The organism is Terracoccus sp. 273MFTsu3.1, assembly GCF_000383675.1.
Classification (GTDB): domain Bacteria; phylum Actinomycetota; class Actinomycetes; order Actinomycetales; family Dermatophilaceae; genus Terrabacter.
This window is the reverse complement of record NZ_KB911822.1, coordinates 1-21,159: the sequence shown is the minus strand read 5'-3', so window position 1 is coordinate 21,159 and position 21,159 is coordinate 1. Positions and strand designations below refer to the sequence as shown.

General features: G+C 71.7%; 19 protein-coding genes, 2 rRNA genes and 1 pseudogene. 11 read left to right on the top strand and 11 right to left on the bottom strand.

What is annotated here, in order from left to right:
• Positions 1-4: 4 nt before the first annotated feature.
• Both H283_RS0110380 and H283_RS26610 read right to left on the bottom strand, forming a co-directional pair.
• The gene (locus tag H283_RS0110380) at positions 5-394 is read right to left on the bottom strand and encodes a response regulator (RefSeq protein WP_020143452.1); all 390 of its coding nucleotides are present in this window, start codon (positions 392-394) and stop codon (positions 5-7) included.
• The gene (locus H283_RS26610) at positions 391-3,171 is read right to left on the bottom strand and encodes a GAF domain-containing protein (protein ID WP_020143451.1); all 2,781 of its coding nucleotides are present in this window, start codon (positions 3,169-3,171) and stop codon (positions 391-393) included. Before H283_RS26610 ends, H283_RS0110380 begins: the two co-directional genes overlap by 4 nt.
• A gap of 157 nt (positions 3,172-3,328) precedes the next feature.
• Here H283_RS26610 and H283_RS24695 point away from each other — a divergent pair, with 157 nt between their 5' ends.
• Both H283_RS24695 and H283_RS0110365 read left to right on the top strand, forming a co-directional pair.
• The gene (locus tag H283_RS24695; protein WP_156023114.1) at positions 3,329-4,615 is read left to right on the top strand and encodes a threonine/serine exporter ThrE family protein; all 1,287 of its coding nucleotides are present in this window, start codon (positions 3,329-3,331) and stop codon (positions 4,613-4,615) included.
• A gap of 138 nt (positions 4,616-4,753) precedes the next feature.
• Positions 4,754-5,560, top strand: a complete 807-nt coding sequence (locus H283_RS0110365; protein WP_028785488.1) for a GTPase — start codon at positions 4,754-4,756, stop codon at positions 5,558-5,560.
• Positions 5,561-5,592: 32 nt separating this feature from the next.
• Here the strand turns inward: H283_RS0110365 and H283_RS0110360 are convergent, their stop codons facing one another.
• From H283_RS0110360 to H283_RS0110350, 3 genes are all read right to left on the bottom strand, one after another.
• The gene (locus H283_RS0110360; RefSeq protein ID WP_020143448.1) at positions 5,593-7,170 is read right to left on the bottom strand and encodes a phospholipase D-like domain-containing protein; all 1,578 of its coding nucleotides are present in this window, start codon (positions 7,168-7,170) and stop codon (positions 5,593-5,595) included.
• Positions 7,171-7,256: 86 nt separating this feature from the next.
• Entirely contained in the window at positions 7,257-8,135 is an 879-nt protein-coding gene (locus H283_RS0110355) for an RNA polymerase sigma-70 factor (RefSeq protein ID WP_020143447.1), read from the bottom strand.
• A complete protein-coding gene (locus H283_RS0110350; protein WP_020143446.1) occupies positions 8,132-8,716 on the bottom strand; it encodes a carboxymuconolactone decarboxylase family protein in 585 nt (194 codons plus the stop codon). Before H283_RS0110350 ends, H283_RS0110355 begins: the two co-directional genes overlap by 4 nt.
• 145 nt (positions 8,717-8,861) lie before the next feature.
• Between H283_RS0110350 and arr the strand changes: the two genes are divergently transcribed.
• The 3 genes from arr (at position 8,862) to H283_RS0110335 (ending at position 10,970) form a co-directional block, all read left to right on the top strand.
• Positions 8,862-9,809, top strand: a complete 948-nt coding sequence (gene arr, locus H283_RS28680) for an NAD(+)--rifampin ADP-ribosyltransferase (RefSeq protein ID WP_020143445.1) — start codon at positions 8,862-8,864, stop codon at positions 9,807-9,809.
• A 174-nt stretch (positions 9,810-9,983) separates the two neighbouring features.
• Positions 9,984-10,379: a hypothetical protein gene (locus H283_RS0110340; protein ID WP_156023113.1), complete on the top strand. Its 396-nt coding sequence runs from the start codon at positions 9,984-9,986 to the stop codon at positions 10,377-10,379.
• A gap of 27 nt (positions 10,380-10,406) precedes the next feature.
• Positions 10,407-10,970, top strand: a complete 564-nt coding sequence (locus H283_RS0110335; RefSeq protein ID WP_020143443.1) for a hypothetical protein — start codon at positions 10,407-10,409, stop codon at positions 10,968-10,970.
• Here the strand turns inward: H283_RS0110335 and H283_RS0110330 are convergent.
• Complete coding sequence (locus H283_RS0110330) at positions 10,948-12,000, bottom strand: NAD(P)-dependent alcohol dehydrogenase (RefSeq protein ID WP_020143442.1); 1,053 nt, start codon at positions 11,998-12,000, stop codon at positions 10,948-10,950. The genes H283_RS0110335 and H283_RS0110330 overlap by 23 nt on opposite strands.
• 115 nt (positions 12,001-12,115) lie before the next feature.
• On the opposite strand from H283_RS0110330, the gene H283_RS0110325 reads away from it, so the two are divergent.
• From H283_RS0110325 to H283_RS24685, 4 genes are all read left to right on the top strand, one after another.
• On the top strand, positions 12,116-12,814 hold the full coding sequence (locus tag H283_RS0110325; protein ID WP_231372263.1) for a TetR/AcrR family transcriptional regulator: 699 nt from the start codon (positions 12,116-12,118) through the stop codon (positions 12,812-12,814).
• A 69-nt stretch (positions 12,815-12,883) separates the two neighbouring features.
• Complete coding sequence (locus H283_RS0110320) at positions 12,884-15,577, top strand: LuxR C-terminal-related transcriptional regulator (protein WP_020143440.1); 2,694 nt, start codon at positions 12,884-12,886, stop codon at positions 15,575-15,577.
• A gap of 95 nt (positions 15,578-15,672) precedes the next feature.
• Positions 15,673-15,954 carry a hypothetical protein gene (locus H283_RS24690; protein ID WP_020143439.1) on the top strand — a complete coding sequence of 94 codons (282 nt, stop codon included), beginning with the start codon at positions 15,673-15,675 and terminating at the stop codon, positions 15,952-15,954.
• A gap of 195 nt (positions 15,955-16,149) precedes the next feature.
• A complete protein-coding gene (locus H283_RS24685; protein WP_020143438.1) occupies positions 16,150-16,704 on the top strand; it encodes a DUF4386 domain-containing protein in 555 nt (184 codons plus the stop codon).
• A gap of 84 nt (positions 16,705-16,788) precedes the next feature.
• Here H283_RS24685 and H283_RS0110305 read toward each other — a convergent pair whose 3' ends face one another.
• Positions 16,789-17,133, bottom strand: coding sequence for a DUF2200 domain-containing protein (locus tag H283_RS0110305; RefSeq protein WP_020143437.1), 345 nt, complete (start codon positions 17,131-17,133; stop codon positions 16,789-16,791).
• A 107-nt stretch (positions 17,134-17,240) separates the two neighbouring features.
• Here H283_RS0110305 and H283_RS0110300 point away from each other — a divergent pair, with 107 nt between their 5' ends.
• Positions 17,241-17,600, top strand: a complete 360-nt coding sequence (locus tag H283_RS0110300; protein WP_020143436.1) for a VOC family protein — start codon at positions 17,241-17,243, stop codon at positions 17,598-17,600.
• A 30-nt stretch (positions 17,601-17,630) separates the two neighbouring features.
• Here the strand turns inward: H283_RS0110300 and xylA are convergent, their stop codons facing one another.
• Positions 17,631-18,809: a xylose isomerase gene (xylA, locus tag H283_RS0110295; RefSeq protein WP_020143435.1), complete on the bottom strand. Its 1,179-nt coding sequence runs from the start codon at positions 18,807-18,809 to the stop codon at positions 17,631-17,633.
• A gap of 66 nt (positions 18,810-18,875) precedes the next feature.
• On the opposite strand from xylA, the gene H283_RS0110290 reads away from it, so the two are divergent.
• Positions 18,876-20,066, top strand: coding sequence for an ROK family protein (locus tag H283_RS0110290; protein WP_020143434.1), 1,191 nt, complete (start codon positions 18,876-18,878; stop codon positions 20,064-20,066).
• A gap of 61 nt (positions 20,067-20,127) precedes the next feature.
• Here the strand turns inward: H283_RS0110290 and H283_RS24680 are convergent.
• The 3 genes and pseudogenes from H283_RS24680 to H283_RS0110275 form a co-directional block, all read right to left on the bottom strand.
• Positions 20,128-20,710 (bottom strand): annotated as a pseudogene (locus tag H283_RS24680) (dihydrofolate reductase family protein).
• Positions 20,711-20,864: 154 nt separating this feature from the next.
• Positions 20,865-20,981 (bottom strand): 5S ribosomal RNA (gene rrf / locus H283_RS0110280).
• Between the two features lie 81 nt (positions 20,982-21,062).
• A 23S ribosomal RNA gene (locus tag H283_RS0110275) occupies positions 21,063-21,159 on the bottom strand; the annotation flags it as partial.

The window sequence follows — 21,159 nt, the reverse complement described above, 5'->3', positions numbered from 1 at the left end:
AGGGTCAGCGCCGCCGCTGAGCCTCGTGGAGATGGCGGCGAACCTCGGTCGGGAAGTCGCGCACGCTGATCGGCTTCTCGAGGTAGCCGTCGAAGCCGGATGACAGCACCCGATCGCGGTCGCCGTCCATCGCGAAGGCCGTCAGGGCGATGACGGGGATGTGTGTCGTGGCGCGGTTGTCCCGGATCTGCTCCAGCGCGGCATACCCGTCGATCCCGGGCAGCTGGATGTCCATGAGGATGAGGTCAGGGAGCGCGGAGGCGGCGAGCGCCACGCCGCCCTCGCCCGAGTCGGCGCACGCCACCGTGAAGCCGGCGAACTCGAGGACGTCCCGGGCGAGCTTGAGGTTGCGTGGGTTGTCCTCCACGAGGAGGACCAGCGGCGCGGCGCTCATGGCACCCCTCCCTCGCCGGTCTCCATGCCGGTCCCGCTCCCGCTCGCGCTTCCGCTCCCGCTCGCGCTTCCGCTCCCGGTCCCGGTCGCGCTCCCGGTCCCCGACGCGGCCTCGCCCGCGGCGACGTCGGCCAGCCGCCGAGCCAGGCTCGCCAGGTCGACCCCCGCCTTCTCCGCGACGAAGGCGATCCGTCCCTCGAGGCGGCGCAGGTCCTCCGCCGTCAGCGACTTCGCCGTGAGGACGACGATGGGTGGGCCGCTGGGCGAGCCGTCGGCCCACAGCTCGTCGATGACCGCGAAGCCGTCCACATCCGGCATGAGCAGGTCCATGATGACGACCGACGGGTTCACCGTGCGCACCAGCTCGGCGGCGTCGAGGCCGCCGGAGCACGTGTGCACCGTCCAGCGCAGCGGCTCCAGAGTGCTTCGCACGAGCTTGAGGGCAAGCGGGTCGTCGTCGACGACGACGACGCTACGACCTTCTGCAAGGGCCCCCGCCCGGACGGGTGTCCGCGTGTGTTGCAGCGCTCGGCTCACCGCTGCCAGCAAGTGCTCTCCGGCGACCGGCTTGACGAGGTACTCCGTTGCCCCCAGGGCGAATCCGCGGCCGCGCTCGGGCTCGACACTGACGACGACGACGGGCACGGCAGCCGTGGAGGGGTCCGCCTTCAGGGCCTCCAGCACGTCCCATCCCGTCATGCCCGGCAGGTGGATGTCGAGCACGACCGCGGCCGGCGACAGACGGCGGACGGCCTCGAGGCCCGCCTCACCGGTGCCGACGGCCACCGGGTGCAGTCCGGCGCCGTGAAGGTGCAGCGCGACGAGCTCGGCCGATCTCGGGTCGTCCTCGATGACCACGACGATCGGTCCGGCCCCCGACAGGTCGTCGGCGGGCCACCGCTCCTCACGCGCCTCGGCGGTCGCAGGCGCCTGAGGGATCCTGAGGCCGAACGTGCTGCCTTCCCCGGGTGCGCTCCGCACCCACATCGCGCCCCCGTGCAGCTCGACGATCTGCTTGCTCAGCGTCAGCCCGAGGCCGGTGCCCTCCGTCGTCGACGCAGACCTGCTGCCCTGCTGGAACGAGTCGAAGATGCGGGCCTGGTCCTCCCGTGCGATGCCGATGCCCGAGTCGGTGACGGTCACGACGAGGTCGCCCCCTTCGCGACGGGCATGGACCGCGACCGAGCCCCCGTCCGGCGTGAACTTGACGGCGTTGCTCAGCAGGTTGAGCAGCACCTGCTTGAGGCGCAGCTCGTCCGCGGTGACGAGCCCGAGGCCCTGTTCCGCCTCGAGCGTGAGGTCGATGCCGTGCAGGGTGGCCCGCTCGCGCACGAGCGCGAGGGCCTCGCCGATGACGTCGTCCACGAGGAACGTCGTGAGGTCGAGCTCCATCCGGCCCGCCTCGATCTTCGACAGGTCGAGGATGTCGCCGAGCAGCGCGAGCAGGTGGCGGCCGGCAGAGTGGATGTCCTTGAGGTAGTCCTCCTGCCGTTCGTTAAGGTCGCCGAACATCCGCTCGAGGAGCACCTCGGAGAAGCCGATGACGGCGTTAAGCGGAGTGCGCAGCTCGTGCGACATGCTCGCGAGGAACTCGGACTTGTGCCTGCTCGCCTCGGCCAGGTCGGCGCTCTGCAGCTCGAGCTGCTGGTAGAGGCGGGCGTTCGTCAGGGCCACGGCGGACTGGCTGGCGAACGTGTCGAGGAGGTCGCACGTCTCTCCACTGAAGGATCCGGTCCGCTTCCGCCGGACGACGAGGACGCCGACGACCCGGTCGGGGCTGGCGAGCGGGACGGCGACGAGCGACTTCCAGCCGGCCGCGTGCAGGACGGCCAGGTGCTCGTCGAGCGGCGCCTCGTCCAGGTCGGGGATCTGCAGCACCCGGCGGGTCCGAGCAGCCCTGCCCACCCACGTCCGGTCGATGTGGATCTCAGCCGCTCGAAGGGCAGCGACCGTGTCGTCACTCGTGCCGTACACCGTGCGCACCTTGAAGAGCCCGGTCGACTCGTCGTATTCCATCAGCGAGCCGCCGTCGGTGCCGGACAGCTCGACGGCGTGCGACACGATCGTGGCGAGCATCTCGTCGGGCACGAGGGTCGAGCTGATCGCGGCACCGACGTCGGCGAGACCCTCCAGCTGCTCGACCTTGCGAGCCAGCTCGGCCGACCGGCTCTCGAGCGCGGCGGACCTGCTCTCGAGCGCGGCGAACAGGTCGACGTGGCGCAGCGCGAGCGCCGCCTGTTCGGCGAAGGTCGCGAGCACGCGCTCGTCGACGTCGTCGAAGGGAGCCACGCGGTTCCGCATCACGTTGAGGGCGCCCACCACCTCGTCTCCCACGATGAGCGGCGCACCGATCATCGAGCGGAAGCCGGCCATCCGCTGGAGGTCGGACCGGCTGTACTCCGGGTCGGCGAGGGCGTCGGTGATGTGGTGGATCTGGCGGTCGATGGTCACGCGGCCGACGAGGGTGCCGCGGTCGCGCTTGATGGGGTGCTCCTCGAGGAGTCGTCGGTGTTCGTCCGACATGCCGCTCTGGCGCGCGATGACGTAGGTCTCCCCCTTGACGAGGTAGATCTGCGCGACGGCTGCGTTGAGCAGCGTCCGGGCGTTCTCGACGACGGCGTCGAAGACCTTGTCGGGGTCTCCCGACGAGCTCGTCAGCACCTTGAGGATGTCGCTCGTCGCCCGGAACTGCTCCTTGACCTGCGCGAGACGCCCGACGAGTGCCTGGCGCGACATCACGGCGATGCTGTCCTCCGGGGCCTCTCCGGACTTGACCATGCGCCGCTCCCCACCCTCGGTGCCTCGATGCGCTGCACCCTGCAGTTTCCTCCTGTCGGACAGCGCGCGGTCGGGAAAGTCGCAACCTCATGGCGGGTGAGGAGCCGCTCCCCGGACGACTCTTCCGGGCGGCCCATCCGCTGACATGATGGCGACCATGCAGGACGACGCGGACCGGCAGACCGAGACCCGCGCCCTGCTGGCCGAGCTCGGCACCGCGATGATCGCCACCGGGCAGCCGGTGCAGGAGATCGAGGAGGAGCTCACCGAGGTGAGCGTCCGCCTCGGCTACCCCGACGTCCAGACCGCCGTCGGGCCCACCGGCCTCATGGTTGGCCTCACCCCCGGCGGCCCGACCACCTTCCGGTCGGCGCCGCCCGGCCTGCGCCTGCACCAGTCGGCGAGCGTCCGACTCATCCGCCACCAGCTCGTCCACGGCGAGCTCACCCCGGCCGCCGCCCGCGACGAGCTCGCCGCCACGGCCAAGCGCCCCGTCCAGCAGCCCGCCTGGCTCGTGGCCCTCGCCTGGCCCGTGCTCGCCGTCGGCATCGCCCTCATCCTGCAGCCCGGGTGGGCCAACATCGCCGCGGCGGCGGTCGGGGCCCTCATCGTCCTCGCGCTCGTCCACCTCGCTGAGCGGTACGAGGTGGTCAAGGCCCTCCTGCCCACCCTCGCCGCCGTCACCGTCTCGCTCGTCGTCTTCGGCGCCGCCAACGCCGGACTGCTCGAAGGTCCGCTGCGCACCGTCCTGCCCCCGCTCGCCGTCCTGCTCCCCGGGGCGCTCGTCGTCAACGGCATGTCCGAGCTCGCCTCGGGGCACATGCAGGCCGGCTCGGCCCGCCTCACCTACGGCCTGGCCCAGCTCGGCCTCTTCGCGCTCGGCCTGCTCATGGCCACCGCCGTGCTCCGGGTACCGACACCAACCCTCGTCAACCTGCGCGTCGACGACATCGGCTGGGTCGGCGCCCCGGTCGGCCTCATCCTCATCGGCGCGAGCATCTGCCTCATGGAGGGCGTCCCGCTCCGCATGCAGGGCTGGGTGCTCCTCGTGCTCAGCCTCGCCTTCGGCGCCCAGCTCGCCGGGCAGCAGCTCGGCGGGGTCGCCCTCGGCGGCTTCCTCGGTGCCATCGCAGCCAGCCTCGGCGCGAGCATCGTCGAGCTGCGCCGCCCACAGCTGCCCCGCCTCGTGCTCTTCCTCCCGGCCTTCTGGTTGCTCGTCCCGGGCAGTCTCGGACTCGTCGGCGTCACCGAGCTGGCGGCGGGCCGCGAGTCGGCCACCGACGTCGCCCTCGGCCTGCTCGGCGTCGCCATCGCGATCGCGCTCGGCCTGCTCGTCGGCTCCTCGGTCGGCCGGGCTCTGCGGGGGAGGCTCGCCTCAGACCCCGCCCCGCCGCCCGCACCCCCTGCACCGACCGCGTCAGCACACCCGGCGCCGGCGGACTAGAGTCGGAGACGCAACACCCTGTCCTCTCGCCAGGACGGGGTGTTGTTCGTTGCCCGCAGGTGCGCGTACCGCCGGCATGGGTACGGAACGTAGGCTCTAGGGTCAACTGGCCCCAGACCAGCACGCCGAGGAGGCACCGTGTCTCAGACTTCATCCCGGATCAGGACGATCCTGCCGACGTCGAGTCGCACCGCATTGGGAGCGACCGTCGCCACCGGTCTGCTGACCGCCCTCGCCCAGGCCCCCGAGCGCCTGAGCCGGCTGCTGCGCGACCGCTACCCCATGGTCGCCGTGACCGGCATGACCGGCGTCGGCAAGAGCCAGCTCGTCGACCGGCTCTCGCGCCGCTCCACCGACGACGCCGCCGCCGAGGTCGGCTCGGCCACCATGGAGCGCCGCACCCGCAAGGGCGCCAAGCTGCACGGCTTCCGCTTCCTCGTCGTCCCGGGCGACAACGCCGCCACCCGCCTCGCCGCCCTCGACGAGGTCTTCCACGACGAGCCGGTCGACGGCCTCATCCACGTCGTCGCCAACGGCCACGCCACCCCGCGCCGCGCGGGCGGCACGAGCGGCGTCGCCACCGCGACCCGCGAGGAGCAGCTCGCCGCCGAGCTCGAGGACTGGACCATCACCTCGCACCGCATCGCCTCGCTGGCCGTGCGCCGCAACAAGCCGATCTGGCTCATCATCGCCGTGACGAAGACCGACCTCTACCCCGACACCGTCGACGAGGCCGTCCACTACTACTCCCCCGGCAGCGGGACGCCCTTCGGCGACAAGGTCGACGCCCTGCGCGCCCTCGCCGGCGGCGCCAAGCTCTCGATCGACGTGCTCCCCGTCTCCAGCCAGGGCGGCGACCGCAAGTCGCCCCTCCCCGAGAAGCGTGCCGGCGCCATGGTCGACGCCCTCGCCACCCGTCTCGGCCAGCTCAGCGGCCACGCCTGACCGAGGCGTCGCCGCCCCGGCACCGACCGACGTCAGTAGCGGTCGGCCTTCCGGAGCGCCCCCGGCCTGCCGTCGGGGTCGTGGACGACGTCGAGCGGCACAGCCGCCCACGCCCGCTGTCCTGCCGTGAGCTGTGGCATCGGAAGGACGCGCAGCCGCCCGGGTGGCCGCACCCCGTACCTGCCGCCCGCGTGCCAGGCCTCGAGCTCCGCCGCCCGGCTCGCGTAGGCCTCGAACATCCCCGCCGGGTCCAGGCAGTCGGCCATCGTCGCCTCGAGGCCGTGCTCGCCGACCTCGTTCAGCCGGTCGAGGTGCTCGGCCGCGAGGGTGAGCCGCAGGTCGCGGGCATACGCCTCGTCGAGCACGACGGCCGACAGCTCCGAGTCGTGCGTCCACGAGCGGCGGCTGAAGTTGTCCGAGCCGATGCCGGCCCACGTGTCGTCGATGACGCAGACCTTGGCGTGGACGTAGACGGGCACGCCGGCACGGTTCTCGATCCCGTATGCCGCCACGCGGTCGGGAGCAACCGCCTTGAGCCGGGCGAGGGCGCGTTCACGACCGAGCAGCTGCGGCACGCGGTTGATGCCGTCGAGGTCGGGCACGAGCGGGATGACGACGACGAGGTGCAGCCCGGGCTGCACGCGCAGCTGGTCCTCGAAGACGCGCGCCACGTCGTGGCCCCAGAAGTACTGGTCCTCGACGTAGACGAGACGCTCCGCGCGCTGCACCGCCTTGGCGTAGCCGCGGGCCACACTGCGCTCCCCGCCCCTCGCGAACGGGTAGTCGCGGCCGTGCCTGAGGTCGGGATAGGTCCTGAGGAGCTGAACCGTGTGGTCCCCGGCCGACGGAGGGGGCGGCCACTGCTCCGGAAGTGGGGCCGGCGCGGTGGCGAGCCCGCGGGCCTTGTCGGCCGCGCGTCGCCACGGAGCGCGCGACAGCGGCGTCGGGTCCTCCCACCGCTCCCGGAAGACCGTCTCGACGTCGTGGACCGCCGGCCCCTGGATCGCCGTCTGGACGTCGTGCCACGGCGGGTGCGCGCCGTACTCGTCGGTGAGGCGCTGGGACTGTGGGTCACCCTCGTGGCTCGCGTCGTCGCGCCGGTTGTGCGCGAGGTCGATCCCGCCGACGAAGGCCACGTCGCGGGTCGGGTCGTCACGATGCCGGATGACGACGAACTTCTGGTGGTGCGAGCCGCCAGTCCGCACCCGCATGTCGAGCAGCACCTTGGCGCCCCGCTTCTCCAGCTGCTCTCCGAGGTGACGGTTCTCCGTGGCGAAGAAGCCGGTCTGGTCGAGGTGCGACCGCCACACGAGCCCGTAGATGTCGACGCCGCGCTGGTCCGCACGGGAGAGCACCTCTACCACCTCGCTGCCGGTCTCTCCGGTCAGCCGCTCGTCGCCGTCGCCCTGCCAGTCGGTGAAGAGCACGAGGTCGCCCGGCCCCGTCGCCTCGAGCGCGTCGTGCAGCGCGCGGAAGTACGTGGCGCCGTGGATGAGTGGACGCACGTGGTTGCCCTCGGACCACGCCCGGTCACCGTGGAGGTCGTCGACCCGGGTCGTCGGGTTCCCGCGCTCGACCCGGGTCAGCAACCAGTCAGCAGGCTCGACCATGCGTCGAGCATGCCCCATACGCGACAGCGGCGAGCGCTCCCGACGGCATACGCGCCCGAGACCGATCGCGTATGCCGTGTGGCAGGTCAGCGGGTCAGCTCGGCCTCCTGCCCCAGCCTCTCGAGCTTGGTCGGGTTGCGCATCGCGTAGACGTGGGTGATCCGGCCGTGCTCGACGGCCACGCTGACGACGGTCGTCCCGAACGCGGGCAGGTCGATCCGCACTGCGCGCCCGCCGTTGAGCGACAGGGTCGCGATCTGCGCTCCGTCGCCGACGCGGGGGAAGGCCGAGAGGAAGTTCGCCACCCGCTTGGCCCCGGTGACCGGGCGCCGGGCGGCCTGAGCCAGGCCTCCACCGTCGGCGACGAGGACGACGTCGGGGGCGAGCACGTCCATGAGCCCTTGCACGTTGCCCGTCGTGACCGCGGCCATGAAGCGCTCGAGGACCTGCTCCTGCTCCGACCGGTCGACCGACACCCGCGGGCGACGGGCCGCCACGTGCTCGCGCGCGCGGTGGGCCACCTGGCGCACCGTCGCCGTCCCCTTGCCCACGGCCTCGGCGATCTCGTCGTAGGGCACGTCGAAGACCTCGCGCAGCACGAAGACCGCCCGCTCGGTCGGGGTCAGCGTCTCGAGCACCGTGAGCATCGCGATCGACACGCTCTCGGCGAGCTCGACGTCCTCGGCGACGTCCGGGCTCGTGAGCAGGGGCTCCGGCAGCCACTCGCCGACGTAGTCCTCCCGCCGACGGGCGAGGGTCCGCAGCCGGTTGAGCGCCTGCCGGGTGACGATGCGCACGAGGTAGGCCCGCGGGTCACGCACCTCGGCACGCGCGTCGTCTCCGAGGTCGGCCCACCGCAGCCACGTCTCCTGCACGACGTCCTCGGCATCGGCCGCAGAGCCGAGCATCTCGTAGGCGACCGTGAAGAGCAGGCTGCGGTGGTCGAGGAACGGGTCCCGGCTCATGCCGTCGAGCGTACGGCGGAGCGCTCCGCCATCGGCCCCAGGCCGCACGCCGACGCGAAGCCCTCCGACTCGATCCCGAGGGCCACGTTCGAGCGCGTCGTGAGGTTGGCGTAGCCGATGACCGTCGTCAGCTCGACGAGCGCCGCCTCCCCGAGCTGACCGGCAAGGCTCTCGACCATCTCGTCGGTGACGGTGGGCGGCGTCTGGCTCATGGCCTCGGCGTACCCCATGACCTCCCGCTCGAGCGGGGTGAAGACGTCGGACTCGCGCCACCGTGGGATCTCCCGGGCCCGCTCGACGTCGAGCCCGTGGTTCTTGGCCATGAAGTAGTTGAAGTCGAGGCACCACGTGCACCCGACGAGAGACGCCACGGCCATGTGCGCGAAGGACTTGAGGCCCTCGTCGCACGTGTCCCACTTCTGCAGCTGCTGCCCGAAGCGCATGCCGGCCTTGAGCGCCGGGACGTGGTGCCACATGACGCCGAGAGACTCCGGCACCTGGCCGAACATCCTGCGGCTGAACGCTTTCACGACTGCGCCGTACGCGCCGGCGATCGGCTTCGGCTGGATCCTGGTGGTCATGGTTCCTCCTCGGGGGAACGTCGGGGGTTGCGTCGACATGAAGACACCGGCCACGCCACGGATGTGACATGCCGTCGCGACACAGTTCGAGAACGGCGGCTCGCACCGCCTGCTGCCGGGCCGCCTTCGTGGAAAACTCCCAAGGATGCAGACCGGTGACCTCGAGCTGACGACGGATGACCTTCGAGCCGTGGTGGCGTATGCCGTGTCGTGCGCCGAGCCCTCCCTCGTCCTCTTCGAGCGGGCTGAGCCCGACGACCCCCGCCCGGCGGCCGCGCTCGCCGCAGCCCGTGCCTTCGTCGACGGCGCACCCCGCTCACGCCTGCAGAGGACGGCCGCCACGGATGCGCACCGTGCCGGCAAGGAGGCCTCGACGGAGCCCGCCCGGTACGCGGCGACGGCTGCCGGCGATGCGGCCGCGGCGGCATACCTCCACCCGCTCGCGAAGGCGACGCAGGTGCGCCACATCCTCGGCGCGGCCGCGCATGCCGCCCGAGCGGCCGAGCTGGCCCGGGGTGACGACCCGGTCGTCGCGGAGTACGTCGTCACCGCCGCGGCGAAGCGGGCGACACCGGAGCTGCTCGACGTGCTCGGTCGCTACCCGCGCGCGCCGCACGGGCACACCCGGGTGGCCGCCCTCATGACGCGACTCGACAGCCTGCTCCGTGACCCACCGCCGACACCCCGCGTCGTCGACGACCCGGGCCCGTTCTTCCACGGGACCCGGGCCGACGTCGCGGTCGGTGGGCTGCTCACGCCCGGATGGAGGTCCAACTACGGGTCGGGGCGGCCGTCGAAGCACATCTACCTCACGGCCAGCCCCAACGGGGCACCGCTCGCCGCCGAGCTCGCCAGCGGCGACGGGCCGCCGCGCGTCTACCGGGTCGAGCCGGTCGGCACGATCGAGGACGACCCGAACGTCACCGACAAGCGCTTCCCCGGCAACCCGACCCGCTCCTACCGCACGACGGAGCCGCTGCGCGTCGTCGAGGAGGTCGTCGGCTGGGAGCCCCCGCCGGCGGAGATGGTCGAGCACATCCGCTCCCGGATGGGCGAGCTGGCCGAGCTCGGCATCGAGGCCATGGACGACTAGACGCCCGATGAACCTCCCGATCCCGGCGTGAGGACCCCCTGCATCATTTGCCCGGGCATGATCGCCCGCCCCGAGGCGTCGGCGGTCCACAATCATCTTCAGGTCGGTGGTCGGAGCGGTCCAAGCTGAGGGGGAACCATGACGGATCAGGGCTGGACCGTCGCTGTGGGCATCGTGGGTCTCGTCGTCGGGTGGCTCGTCGGCGGCTACCAGCGCATCACTGAGAAGCTCATCGAGGAGCGGCGGGATGCGCTGGCCAAGCTCCTCGAGGCAGCGGACGACGCGCACGCGGTCACTGGCACCCTGAGCAGCGAGCTGACGAAGGCCGTGGCTCGCGCGGAGCTCGTGTGCTCTCCGCAAATGGCCGATTCCGGCCTGATCCGCACTCTCGCGAGTTGCGTTGCGAGTCCGGCCTTCGACGAGGTCCGGGCTCGGTTCCTCACGGCCGCGCGAGCCGACGGTTCGACCGTCTCGATCTTTGCGCGAGCCGGATGGTGGTGGTGGCACCGGCGCTCCCTGGTGCCCGACCAGCAGTCATCCAGTTCCACACGTGTCGGCGACCAAGGCTGACCACCGGGACCGATCGAGGAGGGGACGATGACGGACTACGAGGTCAAGGCGCTGACACCGGAGACCTGGGACGCGTACGCCGCCATGATCGAGCGGCACGGCGGGGTCTTCGGCGGCTGCTGGTGCACGTGGTTCCACACCATGAGCTGGGAGAAGGAGCGCGAGCACGACGCGAACCGGGCCCTCAAGAAGCGCCTCGTCGAGGAGGGCCGAGCGCATGCCGCGCTCGTCTTCGACGGCGACGAGGCCGTCGCCTGGGCCCAGTTCGGCTCGCCGGCGGAGCTGCCCAACATCCGCCACCGCAAGCAGTACGAGGAGGAGACCGACGTCCTGCCCGACTACCGGGTGACGTGCATCTTCGTCGACAAGCGCTACCGCCGGAAGCACCTGTCGGACCTCGCCCTCCAGGGCGTGGTCGACCTCATCGCGGCGGCCGGTGGCGGCACCGTCGAGGGCTATCCGCACGACAAGGGGGGCAAGCGCGAGGCCGTGCTCTACAGCGGCACCCGCACTCTCTTCGAACGCACCGGCTTCGACTACGTCCGGCCCAAGGGCCTGACCAACTGCGTCATGCGTCGGACCGTGCCGTGACGGCGATCTTGCCGCGCACCCGGCCGGCCTCGAGGTGCCTCATCGCGTCGACCGTCTCGGCCATCGGGTAGGCCCGATCGAGACTCGGCACGACCTGCCCCGACTCGAGGAGCGCGGCCAGCCGCACGTAGTCGGCGCCCTGCTCCTTGGCGATGACGCTCGTCAGACGCTGACCGGTGAAGGCCGACGACAGCCGCGCCCGGAGCTGGCGCCCGATCGTGCCGCCGGTCCAGTCACCACCGCCCTCGCCACCGACGAGCACGAGGGTGCCCTTCGGCGTGAGCGCGCGCCGGAGCCGGGAGAGCTCGGACAGGCCCGCGATGTCGATGATGAGGTCGTAGTGGCGTGTCCCGTCGGCGACGTCGTCGACCGCGTAGTCGAGCCCGTGGTCGGCACCGAGGGCACGGACGAGGTCGGCCTTGGCGGCGCTGGCCACCCCGGTGACCTCGGCCCCGGCCGCCTTCGCGAGCTGGACGGCATACGACCCGACTCCGCCCGAGGCGCCGGTGACGAGCACCTTCTGCCCAGCGGCCACCCGACCGACGTCGACGACGGCCTTCAGGGCCGTGCCCCCGGAGATGGGGACGACCGCGGCCTGCTCCCAGGTCACGTGGGCCGGGCGGTGGGCGAGCTTGTCCTCGCGGGCGACGGCGTACTCGGCGACCGATCCGGGAGCGACGCCGAAGACCTCGTCCCCGACGGCGAAGGCCGTCACCTCGGCACCGACCTCGGCGACGACGCCGGCGACGTCGCGGCCGATGACGGGCTGCTTCGGCGAGCGGAGGCCGAAGACGAGACGCAGCAGCCGCGGCTTGCCCTGCATGAGGTGCCACGTGCCCCGGTCGAGACCGGCGGCGCGGACCTCGACGAGCACCTCACGCGGCCCGATGACGGGACGGGCGACCTCGGCGACGCGCAGCACGTCAGACGTCCCGTAGCCGTCCTGGACGACGGCCCGCATCGTGCTCGCGCCCGAATCCGTCGGGCCTGACGCGCTCCCACCGATGACGGGGTCCGGTTCATCCTTCATGACTGCTTCTCCCTCGTCGACGGCGCGTCCGTCGCGTCGTACTTAGTACGAAGACGGTAGCGTACTAAGTACGAAGCTGGCTAGGGCCAGCCCCACGAGCGACGAGAGGCACGACGTGACGACGACCAGAGGCGGCAGCCACGCGCCCTCGACACGAGCGCCGCTGAGCCGGGACCGGGTGCTCGACGGGGCCATGCGGGTCGCCGACGACGGGGGGCTCGGCGCGTTGACGATCCGTGCCGTCGCCGAGCAGCTCGGCACGAAGCCGATGTCGATCTACCACTACGTCGGCGGCAAGGAGGAGATCATCGACGGCATCGTCGACCAGGTCTTCGGCGAGATGGATCTGCCTGCCACTGAGGGGAACTGGCGAGTGGAGATGCACCGCCGCTGCTCGTCTGCGCGCACGGTCCTGCGCCGCCACCCGTGGGCCATCCCCTTGCTGCAGTCACGCACGAGGCCGGGCCCGGCGACCCTGAGCCATCTCGACGCCGTCATCGGCTGCCTCCGCGGGGCCGGCTTCTCGCTCGAGCTGACGGCACACGCCTACGCGCTCATCGACTCCTACGTCTACGGCTTCGCCATGTCCGAGGCCTCGCTGCCGATCAACGGCCCGGAGACCGTCGGCGAGGTGGCCGAGTCGATGATGCTGGAGTACCTCGCCGCCGACTACCCCAACCTGCTCGAGTTCACGACCGGGCACGTCCTGCAGCCGGGCTACGACTTCGGTCTCGAGTTCGACTACGGCCTCGACCTCGTCCTCGACGCGCTCGAGGCTCGGGTGAGCCGCCCGAAGGCCACGCGGACTCCCTGAGCCGGCCGACCGCCACACCGTTCCGTGCTCTACTGGGCCTGAGGATCGCCGCGCGGCGAATGAGGGGCGATGCCGAACCCGCTGGTACTGACCAAGCTGCACATCCCCGAGGTACGCCGGGGGCTCGTCCCCCGGCCACGGCTCGTCGACGGCCCGGCGCGGACGTCACCCCTGCGACTGACCCTCGTCTCCGCACCTCCCGGCTTCGGCAAGACCACGCTGCTCGCCTCGTGGGCCGAGGCAGCCCGGGCCGCCGGCCGCGCCGTCGCCTGGGTGTCCCTGGAGGAGACCGAGCAGCAGCCCGCCTCGTTCTGGCGCTACGTCGTGACCGCCCTGGACGGCGCCGCGCCCGGGGTCGGCGCCGGTGCCCTGGCCCTGCTGGGCAGCGCGAACCCGCCCGTCGAGGCCGTCCTCACGCTCCTGCTCAACGATCTCAGCGCCCGACCCGAGGGCCTCGACCTCGTGCTCGACGACTACCACCTGGCCGACGGCTCGGCCATCGCCGACGACGTCGCCTTCCTGCTGCTGCACCTGCCTCCTCACGTGCACCTCGTGATCAGCACCCGGGCCGACCCGGCTCTCCCGCTGGCGCGGCTACGAGCGCGCGGGGAGCTCGTCGAGGTGCGCGCCGCGGGGCTGCGCTTCACGGTCGAGGAGGTGGCGGCCTACCTCAACGGGGTCGCCGGCCTGAACCTCACGACGAGCGACATCGCGGCCCTCGAAGGGCGCACGGAGGGCTGGATCGCGGCGCTGCAGCTGGCCGCCCTGTCGCTCACCGGCCGTGAGGACGTCGCCGGCTTCATCGAGGGCTTCGCCGGCGACGACCGCTACCTCGTCGACTACCTCGTCGAGGAGGTCATCGGCCGGCAGCCGCCCGAGGTCCGGCGCTTCCTGCTCGAGACCTCGATCCTCGAACGGCTCAGCGGCCCCCTCTGCGACGCCGTGACCGAGCAGGACGACGGGCGAGCCATGCTCGAGAGGCTGGACCGGTCGAACCTCTTCGTCGTGCCGCTCGACGGCACCCGCCACTGGTACCGCTACCACCACCTCTTCGCCGAGGTCCTGCGCACCCACCTCGTCACCGAGGCCGCCGGCCGGGTCTCCGACCTGCACCGCCGCGCCGCGCGGTGGTATGCCGTGGACGCCGAGCCGGTGCCCGCGGTCCGGCACGCCCTCGCCGCCGGCGATCTCGAGCTGGCCGCCGACGTCATGGAGCGGTCGGCCATCGGCCTGCTGCGCCAGCGGCAGGAGGCGACGGTCCGCGGCTGGGTCGACGACCTGCCGGCCGAGGTGGTGCGCCGCCGACCCGTCCTCGCGGTCGGCTTCATCGGGTCGCTGATGTCGACGGGCGACTTCCGGACGGTCCCGGGACGGCTGGACGAGCTCGAGCACGTGCTGGCCGAGCCACCCGCCGACCTCGTCGTGCTCGAGGAGCACGAGCTGGCCCGCCTGCCCGGGGCGATGGAGACCTACCGCGCGGCCCTCGCCCTCGTCGGCGGCGACGCGGCCGGCACGGTCGCGCACGCCGACCTCGCGATCTCCCGAGCCGCGCCCGGCGACGACCTGACCGTGGCAGCGGCGGCCGCCCTGTCCGGCCTCGCCTCCTGGGCCGGCGGGGAGCTCGAGTCGGCCCACCGGGCGTATTCGCTTGCTGTCACAGGCCTCGAGCGCGCCGGCAACATCTCGGACGTGCTCGGCTGCTCCATCACCCTCGGCGACCTGCGCGTCACCCAGGGTCGCCTGTCGGACGCGGAGCGCACCTACCGGGAGGCGCTCCGGCTCGCCTCGGTCCACGAGGTCGACGGACCCCTGCGCGGGGAGGCCGACATGCTTGTCGGTCTGAGCCAGATCGCGCTGGAGCGCAACGACATCGCGGCGGCGACGGCACACCTCGAGCAGGTCGCGGCTCTGGGCGAGGGCCTCGGCCTGCCGCAGCACCCCTACCGGTGGCGAGTCGCCCGTGCACGGCTCCTCGAGACCGAGGGGGACCTCTCCGGCGCGGCGACCCTGCTCGAGGAGGCCGAGCGGGTCTACGTCGGCGACTTCTCGCCGGACGTGTGCCCCGTCGCGGCGCGGCGGGCACGAGTGCTCGTGAGGCAGGGCCGCCTCGACGAGGCCCTCGACTGGGCTCGCGCGCGGCAGCTGACGGCGGACGACGACCTGGCCTACGTCCGCGAGTTCGAGCACCTCACCCTCGCCCGGATCCTGCTGTGCCAGAAGGGCGCCGACGGGGCCGCGCGCGCTGCGGCATACGGACTCCTCGACCGGGTGCGGGTCGCGGCCGAGGAAGGTGGGCGGACCGGCACCCTGATCGAGATCCTCGCCCTGCAGGCACTCGCCCTACACGCCAGCCCCAGGCGGAGCGACCCCCAGCGGGCGCTCGACACCCTGACGCTGGCGCTGCGTCTGGCCGAGAGGGAGGGCTACGCACGGGTCTTCGTCGGCGAGGGACCACCGATGGCCGACCTGCTCGGGGCCCTCGTCCGACGCGACCCCGGGTGGCGCTATCCCCGTCGCCTCCTCGACGCGTTCGCTGGTGTCAGCCCCGCGGCGCCGCGGCATGGGCTCGTCGACCCGCTGAGCGCGCGCGAGCTCGACGTGCTCCGGCTGCTCGCCAGCGACCTCAGCGGTCCGGCGATCGCGAGCGAGCTCTACGTCTCGCTCAACACCATGCGGACGCACACGAAGAACGTCTACGCCAAGCTCGGCGTCAACGAGCGGCGGGCGGCGGTGACGAAGGCGCGCGAGCTCGGGCTGCTCTGAGGACGGCGCGAGCGCGGAGGTCCCGGAGGGATCACCACGGCGCTCACCACATGAGGTGATCCCCGCTCACCACGTCGGCTCCTAGCGTGCGGGACATGAACACCGCAGCCCCCGACCCGGACGGATCCGGGTGGTACGAGATCCGCCTCCAGGGCCGGCTCGACCCCCGCTGGGAAGCCACCTTCGAGGGCATGACCCTGACCACCGGTCACGGCATCACCCGACTCGTGGGTCCTGTCGTCGACCAGGCGGCCCTGCACGGCCTGCTGCTGCGGCTGCGCGACATCGGACTGCCGCTCGTCTCCGTCTGCCAGGTCGAGACCGCTGCTGAGCCGTGCCCACCCCACCACCCCGACACCACCCCCAGAGGAGCCTGACATGACCACCACCGCGCCATCCCTCGCCACCCACCCGTCCGACACGACAGCGGACCCGACCCGCAACCACGCCCGAGCGGCCGGCATCTTCTACCTGCTGACCTTCCTCTCCTCGATCCCCGCGCTCATCCTCATCGGGCCGGTGCTCAGCGACGCCGCCTACGTCACCGGCGCCGGCCAGGACACCCGCGTGCTGTGGGCTGCCTGCTCGACGCCGTCAACGCCCTCACCGCGATCGGGTCCGCCGTGGCGGTCTACTCGGTGGTCAAGCGGGTCAACGGGTCGCTGGCCCTCGGCTTCGTGACCTCCCGCCTCGTCGAGGCCGCCGTCGTCATGATCGGCGTCGTCAGCCTGCTCGCCGTCGTCACGATGCGCCAGGACTTCGCCGGCTCCGGCGCCGACCCGGCAGCGATGACGGTCACCGCCAACGCCCTCGTCGAGGTCCGCAACTGGACCTTCCTCTTCGGCCCCGGCCTGATGCCCGTCTTCAACGCCCTGCTCTTCGGCACCCTGCTCTACCGCTCGCGCCTCGTGCCCCGCCTCATCCCGACCATCGGCCTCGTCGGCGCGCCCCTGCTGTTCGCCGCGTTCATCGCGAACCTCTTCGGCATCTTCGACCAGGTCTCGACGGCCTCGTTCCTGCTCACCCTGCCCATCGCGGCCTGGGAGCTCAGCGTCGGCATCTGGATGACCTTCAAGGGCTTCCGCCCCCAGGCCGTCGCCGCACTCGAGACTCGGGACGCCGCCTGACCACAGGTGCGCGGTCCGGTCGCAACAGCACGAAGGTGGCCCCGCAGCAGCGGGGCCACCTTCGTGACGTGAGAGCGGGGCGCGTCAGGCTCGGAGGACCTTCTCCATCGCCTTGCCCTTGGCGAGCTCGTCGACGAGCTTGTCGAGGTAGCGGATCTTCTGCATGAGCGGGTCCTCGACCTCCTCGACACGGATGCCGCAGACCGTGCCCGTGATCGCGGACGCGTTGGGGTTGAGGTGCGCCTGGCCGAAGAAGTCCTCGAAGGTCGTCTCGGACGCGAGGTGCTCGTCGAGGGCGTTCTCGTCGAAGCCGGTCAGCCACTCGATGACCTCGTCGAGCTCGGCCTTGGTGCGGCCCTTGCGTTCGACCTTGGCGACGTAGTGCGGATAGACCGACGCGACGGAGGTGGTGAAGATGCGGTGCCCCATGCTCCGAGGGTAGCGAGGCCCGCCGACGCCGGACCGCCACGAGGACGGGAAAGACGCCCGCGGCATACGGACGCCTTTCGTCCGGGAGAGGTCATAACGTTCTCGCCATGGCCATCGCTCGCTACCCCAGCTTCGTCATCGACTGCCCCGACGCGGAGGCACTCGCCACCTTCTACGGCACCCTGCTCGGCTGGACGGTCAAGGCGTCCGACGGGTGGGGCGAGATCCGCGACACGGAGACGGGCCAGTGCATCTGCTTCCAGCAGGTGGAGGACTTCACCACGCCCCAGTGGCCCGGCCAGGTCGTGCCGCAGCAGATGCACCTCGACGTCATGGTCGAGGACCTCGACGCGGCCGAGCCGGAGGTGCTCGCGCTCGGTGCGACCAGGCACGAGAACCAGCCGGGCACGTCGTTCCGCGTCTTCCTCGACCCGGCCGGGCACCCCTTCTGCCTCTGCGTCGACTGACACCGGCTGCCGGGATGACGCTCGCGCGGCTCAGCCGACGAGGTGCTCGAGCGCCAGCTGGTTGAGCCGGACGAAGCCGTAGTCGCGCTCGGCCGCCTTCTCCGCGTCGAAGCCGTCGTCCGTCGCGAGGAAGTCCTCGAGCGACTCCCCGGCACCCAGGGTCGGCTCGGCGAGGTCGAGCACACCGGCATACGCCCACGCCTCCGCGGTGCGCGGGTCGGCGCGGAAGGCGGCCGCCTTCTCGGCGAGCAGGAGGTACATCGCCATGCACGCCTTGGCCGACTCCCACACCCCGTCCATGAACTCGGTGCGCGACGGCTTGTAGTCGAAGTGCCGCGGGCCTCTGTAGCGCGGCCCGTCGGGCACCCCGGGGAAGCCGTTCTCGATGAGGTCGACGGTGAAGAACGCCGAGACGAGGTCACCGTGCCCGAAGACGAGGTCCTGGTCGTACTTGATGCCGCGCTGGCCGTTGAGGTCGATGTGGAAGAGCTTGTCGCTCCACAGCGCCTGGCCGAGCGCGTGCGTGTAGTTCAGGCCGGCCATCTGCTCGTGCCCCGTCTCGGGGTTGAGGCCGACGATGTCGCCGTGGTCGAGCTCGGCGATGAGGGCGAGCGCGTGCCCCACGGTCGGCAGGAAGATGTCGCCGCGCGGCTCGTTCGGCTTGGGCTCCAGAGCGATCCGCAGGTCGTAGCCCCTGTCCTTGATGTAGCCGGCGACGGTGTCGAGGCCCTCCTTGTAGCGGTCGAAGGCGGCGTGGAGGTCCTTCGACCCGTCGTACTCGCTGCCCTCGCGGCCACCCCACATGACGAACGTCGACGCACCCATCTCGGCGGCGAGGTCGACGGCGCGCAGCACCTTGCGCAGCCCGAAGCGGCGTACGCCGCGGTCGTTGGCCGTGAGGCCGCCGTCCTTGAAGACGGGGTGGCTGAAGGTGTTCGTCGTGACCATCTCGATGGTGAGGCCGGCGCGGTCGGTCGCGTCCTTGAGCTGGCCGGTGATGCGGGCGCGGGTCGCATCGTCGGCGTCGAAGGGGAAGACGTCGTTGTCGTGGAAGGTGATGCCCCACGCACCGAGCTCGGCGAGCTTGTCGGAGTACTCCCACGGGTCGAGGACGGGACGCGTCGGGCCGCCGAAGGGGTCGGTGCCGGTCCAGCCGACGGTCCACAGACCGAAGGAGAACTTGTCGTCGGGGGTGGGCTGGCGCGTCATTGCGACTCCTCGAGAGGGATTAGTTTTGTCATGCAACTTACGTCGTGGACCGGCTAGGGTCAAGGCATGGCCAACCTGCGCCAGGCGAGCCTGCGCCACGCGAACCTCGCCCTTGTCGCGCGTACCGTCCTCGCCGCCGACACCCCGCCGTCGCGCGCGGACGTCGCGGCCGCGACCTCACTGACCCGGTCGACGGTCTCGCGCCTCGTCGACGAGCTCGTCGCCGGCGGCATCCTCGACGAGGTCGAGTCGGTCGTCGGCGGGCCGGGGCGACCGGGCCGTCCGGCGACCCCGTTGCGGGCCTCGACCGGTCGCTTCGCCGCGCTCGGCCTCCAGGTCGGCGTCGGTCACCTCGCGGCACGCCTCGTCGACCTGACGGGGGCGGTGCTCGCCGAGCGCCTCGTGACCGCCGACCTCGCCGGCTCACGGCCCGGGAGCACCCTCCGGCGTCTGGGGACGATGGCCGGCCGGGTCCTCGAGGGCGCTCCCGCGGGCTGCCACGTCGTCGGCGCGGGTCTGGCGTTGCCAGGCATCGTCGACGTCGAGGACGGCCGCCTGCTCAGCGCCCCCAACCTCGGCTGGGAAGGCGTCGCGCCCGGTGCCGCGCTCGAGACCGCCCTCGGAGGTCTGCCCCTGCGCATCGGCAACGAGGCCGACCTCGCCGCGCACGCGTACGCCCATCCGGCGCCCGGCCGCGACAGCCAGCCCCAGGACTTCGTCTACCTCAGCGGCGAGGTGGGCATCGGCGGAGCTGTCGTCGTCGACGGCGAGGTCATGACCGGCCGTCACGGCTGGGCCGGGGAGATCGGCCACGTCTGCGTCGACCCCGACGGACCCCCCTGCCGCTGCGGCTCCACCGGCTGCCTCGAGCAGTATGCCGGCAGGCTCGCCATGCTCGACGCCGCGGGACTCGACGCGTCCACCACGCCGTCGGAGCTGGCGGAGCGGGCCCACGCCGGCGACAAGGAGGCGCGTGCGGCCACGCAGTCGGCGGCCCGGGCCCTCGGAGTCGCCCTCGCGGGTGTCGTCAACGTGCTCGACATCCCCACCGTCGTCCTCGGCGGACACCTCGCGCAGGTGGGTGACCTGCTCACCCCGGACGTCGAGGAGATCCTCGGCCGGCGGGTGCTGTCGGCGCGCTGGATCAGTCCCCGCGTCGTCATCGCGTCGGACGACCCCGCGCCCGGCGCCACGGGCGCGGCTCTGCTCGCCCTCGACGAGCTCGTCCGCGATCCCGCCGGGGCGCTCGGCCACTGAACCGGCCGTGTGTCACCGTCCGAGGGGACGTGCTCGCGCCGCGCTCGGGTCGGTTGCTCGATCAGCCGCGCACCCGCCAGCGCAGGTGAAGCACCCGGTCGCCCTGGAGCACCACGTCAGGATCGTCCAACAGGTGCTGTGCGCTCACCGACCCGAAGTAGCGCTTGCCGGAACCGAAGACGACGGGCACGAGATCCATCCGCACCTCGTCGACCAGGCCCGCGGCGAGCACCTGACCACCGACGTCGCCGGCGGCGACCTCGATGAGCCGACCACCCGCCAGGTCCTGCGCCACGGCCACGGCTGCCTCGACGCCGTCGACGAAGCGAAACGGCGCCTCGGGGTCCCAGCCGTCGGGCGGCCCCCGATGCGACACGACGACGACGTGGTCGATCCCGCCCGGAGGCTTCCCGTCCCAGCCGTCCGTCAGGTCGAAGACGTGACGGCCGACGACGGTCACGCCGATCTGGGTCCCAGTACGGCCGGACGTAGTCGTAGGAGGCCTGTGACACCTTCAGCACGCCACTCTCGTCCAAGGGGACGTCGCCGTCGGTCAGCCAGTCGAAGAGGGGGCCGGGCTGGTCGCCGTCATCAGCGATGAAGCCGTCCACCGACACCGATGCGTATATGACCACCGTGCCCACGAGGCCCTCCTAGCGCTAGGGTGCCCCCCAAAATAGCGGCGGGAGCCTCGGCTGTGAACGCCCGTGCCTGTGCTGCACAGAAACAATGGCGTGAAAAGGGTGTGGGAATGCGACAACCCCGCCAGGTGTCCTGGCGGGGTTGTCGTGAATGGTTGTCCGGCTGCGTCCTACTCTCCCACACCGTCACCAGTGCAGTACCATCGGCGCTGAAGGGCTTAGCTTCCGGGTTCGGAATGGAGCCGGGCGTTTCCCCTTCGCTATGACAGCCGAAACTCTATGGAGATATCAAATCACGTGGGTGGTGTTCCCGTTTGTATCTCGGGAACTGCACAGTGGACGCGGAGCATCTTTGTAAGTCAAGTTATCGGCTTATTAGTACCGGTCAGCTCCACACATTGCTGTGCTTCCACATCCGGCCTATCAACCCAGTAGTCTGGCTGGGAGCCTCT

What these genes read in the sequence shown, in the direction of transcription:
- xylA (WP_020143435.1), bottom strand. Translation starts at nt 18,809, where the DNA reads ATGACGCGCCAGCCCACCCCCGACGACAAGTTCTCCTTCGGTCTGTGG.
- H283_RS0110355 (WP_020143447.1), bottom strand. Translation starts at nt 8,135, where the DNA reads ATGAGCCGGGACCCGTTCCTCGACCACCGCAGCCTGCTCTTCACGGTC.
- H283_RS26610 (WP_020143451.1), bottom strand. Translation starts at nt 3,171, where the DNA reads ATGGTCAAGTCCGGAGAGGCCCCGGAGGACAGCATCGCCGTGATGTCG.
- H283_RS0110350 (WP_020143446.1), bottom strand. Translation starts at nt 8,716, where the DNA reads ATGACCACCAGGATCCAGCCGAAGCCGATCGCCGGCGCGTACGGCGCA.
- arr (WP_020143445.1), top strand. Translation starts at nt 8,862, where the DNA reads ATGCAGACCGGTGACCTCGAGCTGACGACGGATGACCTTCGAGCCGTG.
- H283_RS0110305 (WP_020143437.1), bottom strand. Translation starts at nt 17,133, where the DNA reads ATGGGGCACCGCATCTTCACCACCTCCGTCGCGTCGGTCTATCCGCAC.
- H283_RS0110300 (WP_020143436.1), top strand. Translation starts at nt 17,241, where the DNA reads ATGGCCATCGCTCGCTACCCCAGCTTCGTCATCGACTGCCCCGACGCG.
- H283_RS0110320 (WP_020143440.1), top strand. Translation starts at nt 12,884, where the DNA reads ATGCCGAACCCGCTGGTACTGACCAAGCTGCACATCCCCGAGGTACGC.
- H283_RS0110330 (WP_020143442.1), bottom strand. Translation starts at nt 12,000, where the DNA reads ATGAAGGATGAACCGGACCCCGTCATCGGTGGGAGCGCGTCAGGCCCG.
- H283_RS0110360 (WP_020143448.1), bottom strand. Translation starts at nt 7,170, where the DNA reads ATGGTCGAGCCTGCTGACTGGTTGCTGACCCGGGTCGAGCGCGGGAAC.
- H283_RS0110290 (WP_020143434.1), top strand. Translation starts at nt 18,876, where the DNA reads ATGGCCAACCTGCGCCAGGCGAGCCTGCGCCACGCGAACCTCGCCCTT.
- H283_RS24695 (WP_156023114.1), top strand. Translation starts at nt 3,329, where the DNA reads ATGCAGGACGACGCGGACCGGCAGACCGAGACCCGCGCCCTGCTGGCC.
- H283_RS24690 (WP_020143439.1), top strand. Translation starts at nt 15,673, where the DNA reads ATGAACACCGCAGCCCCCGACCCGGACGGATCCGGGTGGTACGAGATC.
- H283_RS0110380 (WP_020143452.1), bottom strand. Translation starts at nt 394, where the DNA reads ATGAGCGCCGCGCCGCTGGTCCTCCTCGTGGAGGACAACCCACGCAAC.
- H283_RS0110335 (WP_020143443.1), top strand. Translation starts at nt 10,407, where the DNA reads ATGACGGACTACGAGGTCAAGGCGCTGACACCGGAGACCTGGGACGCG.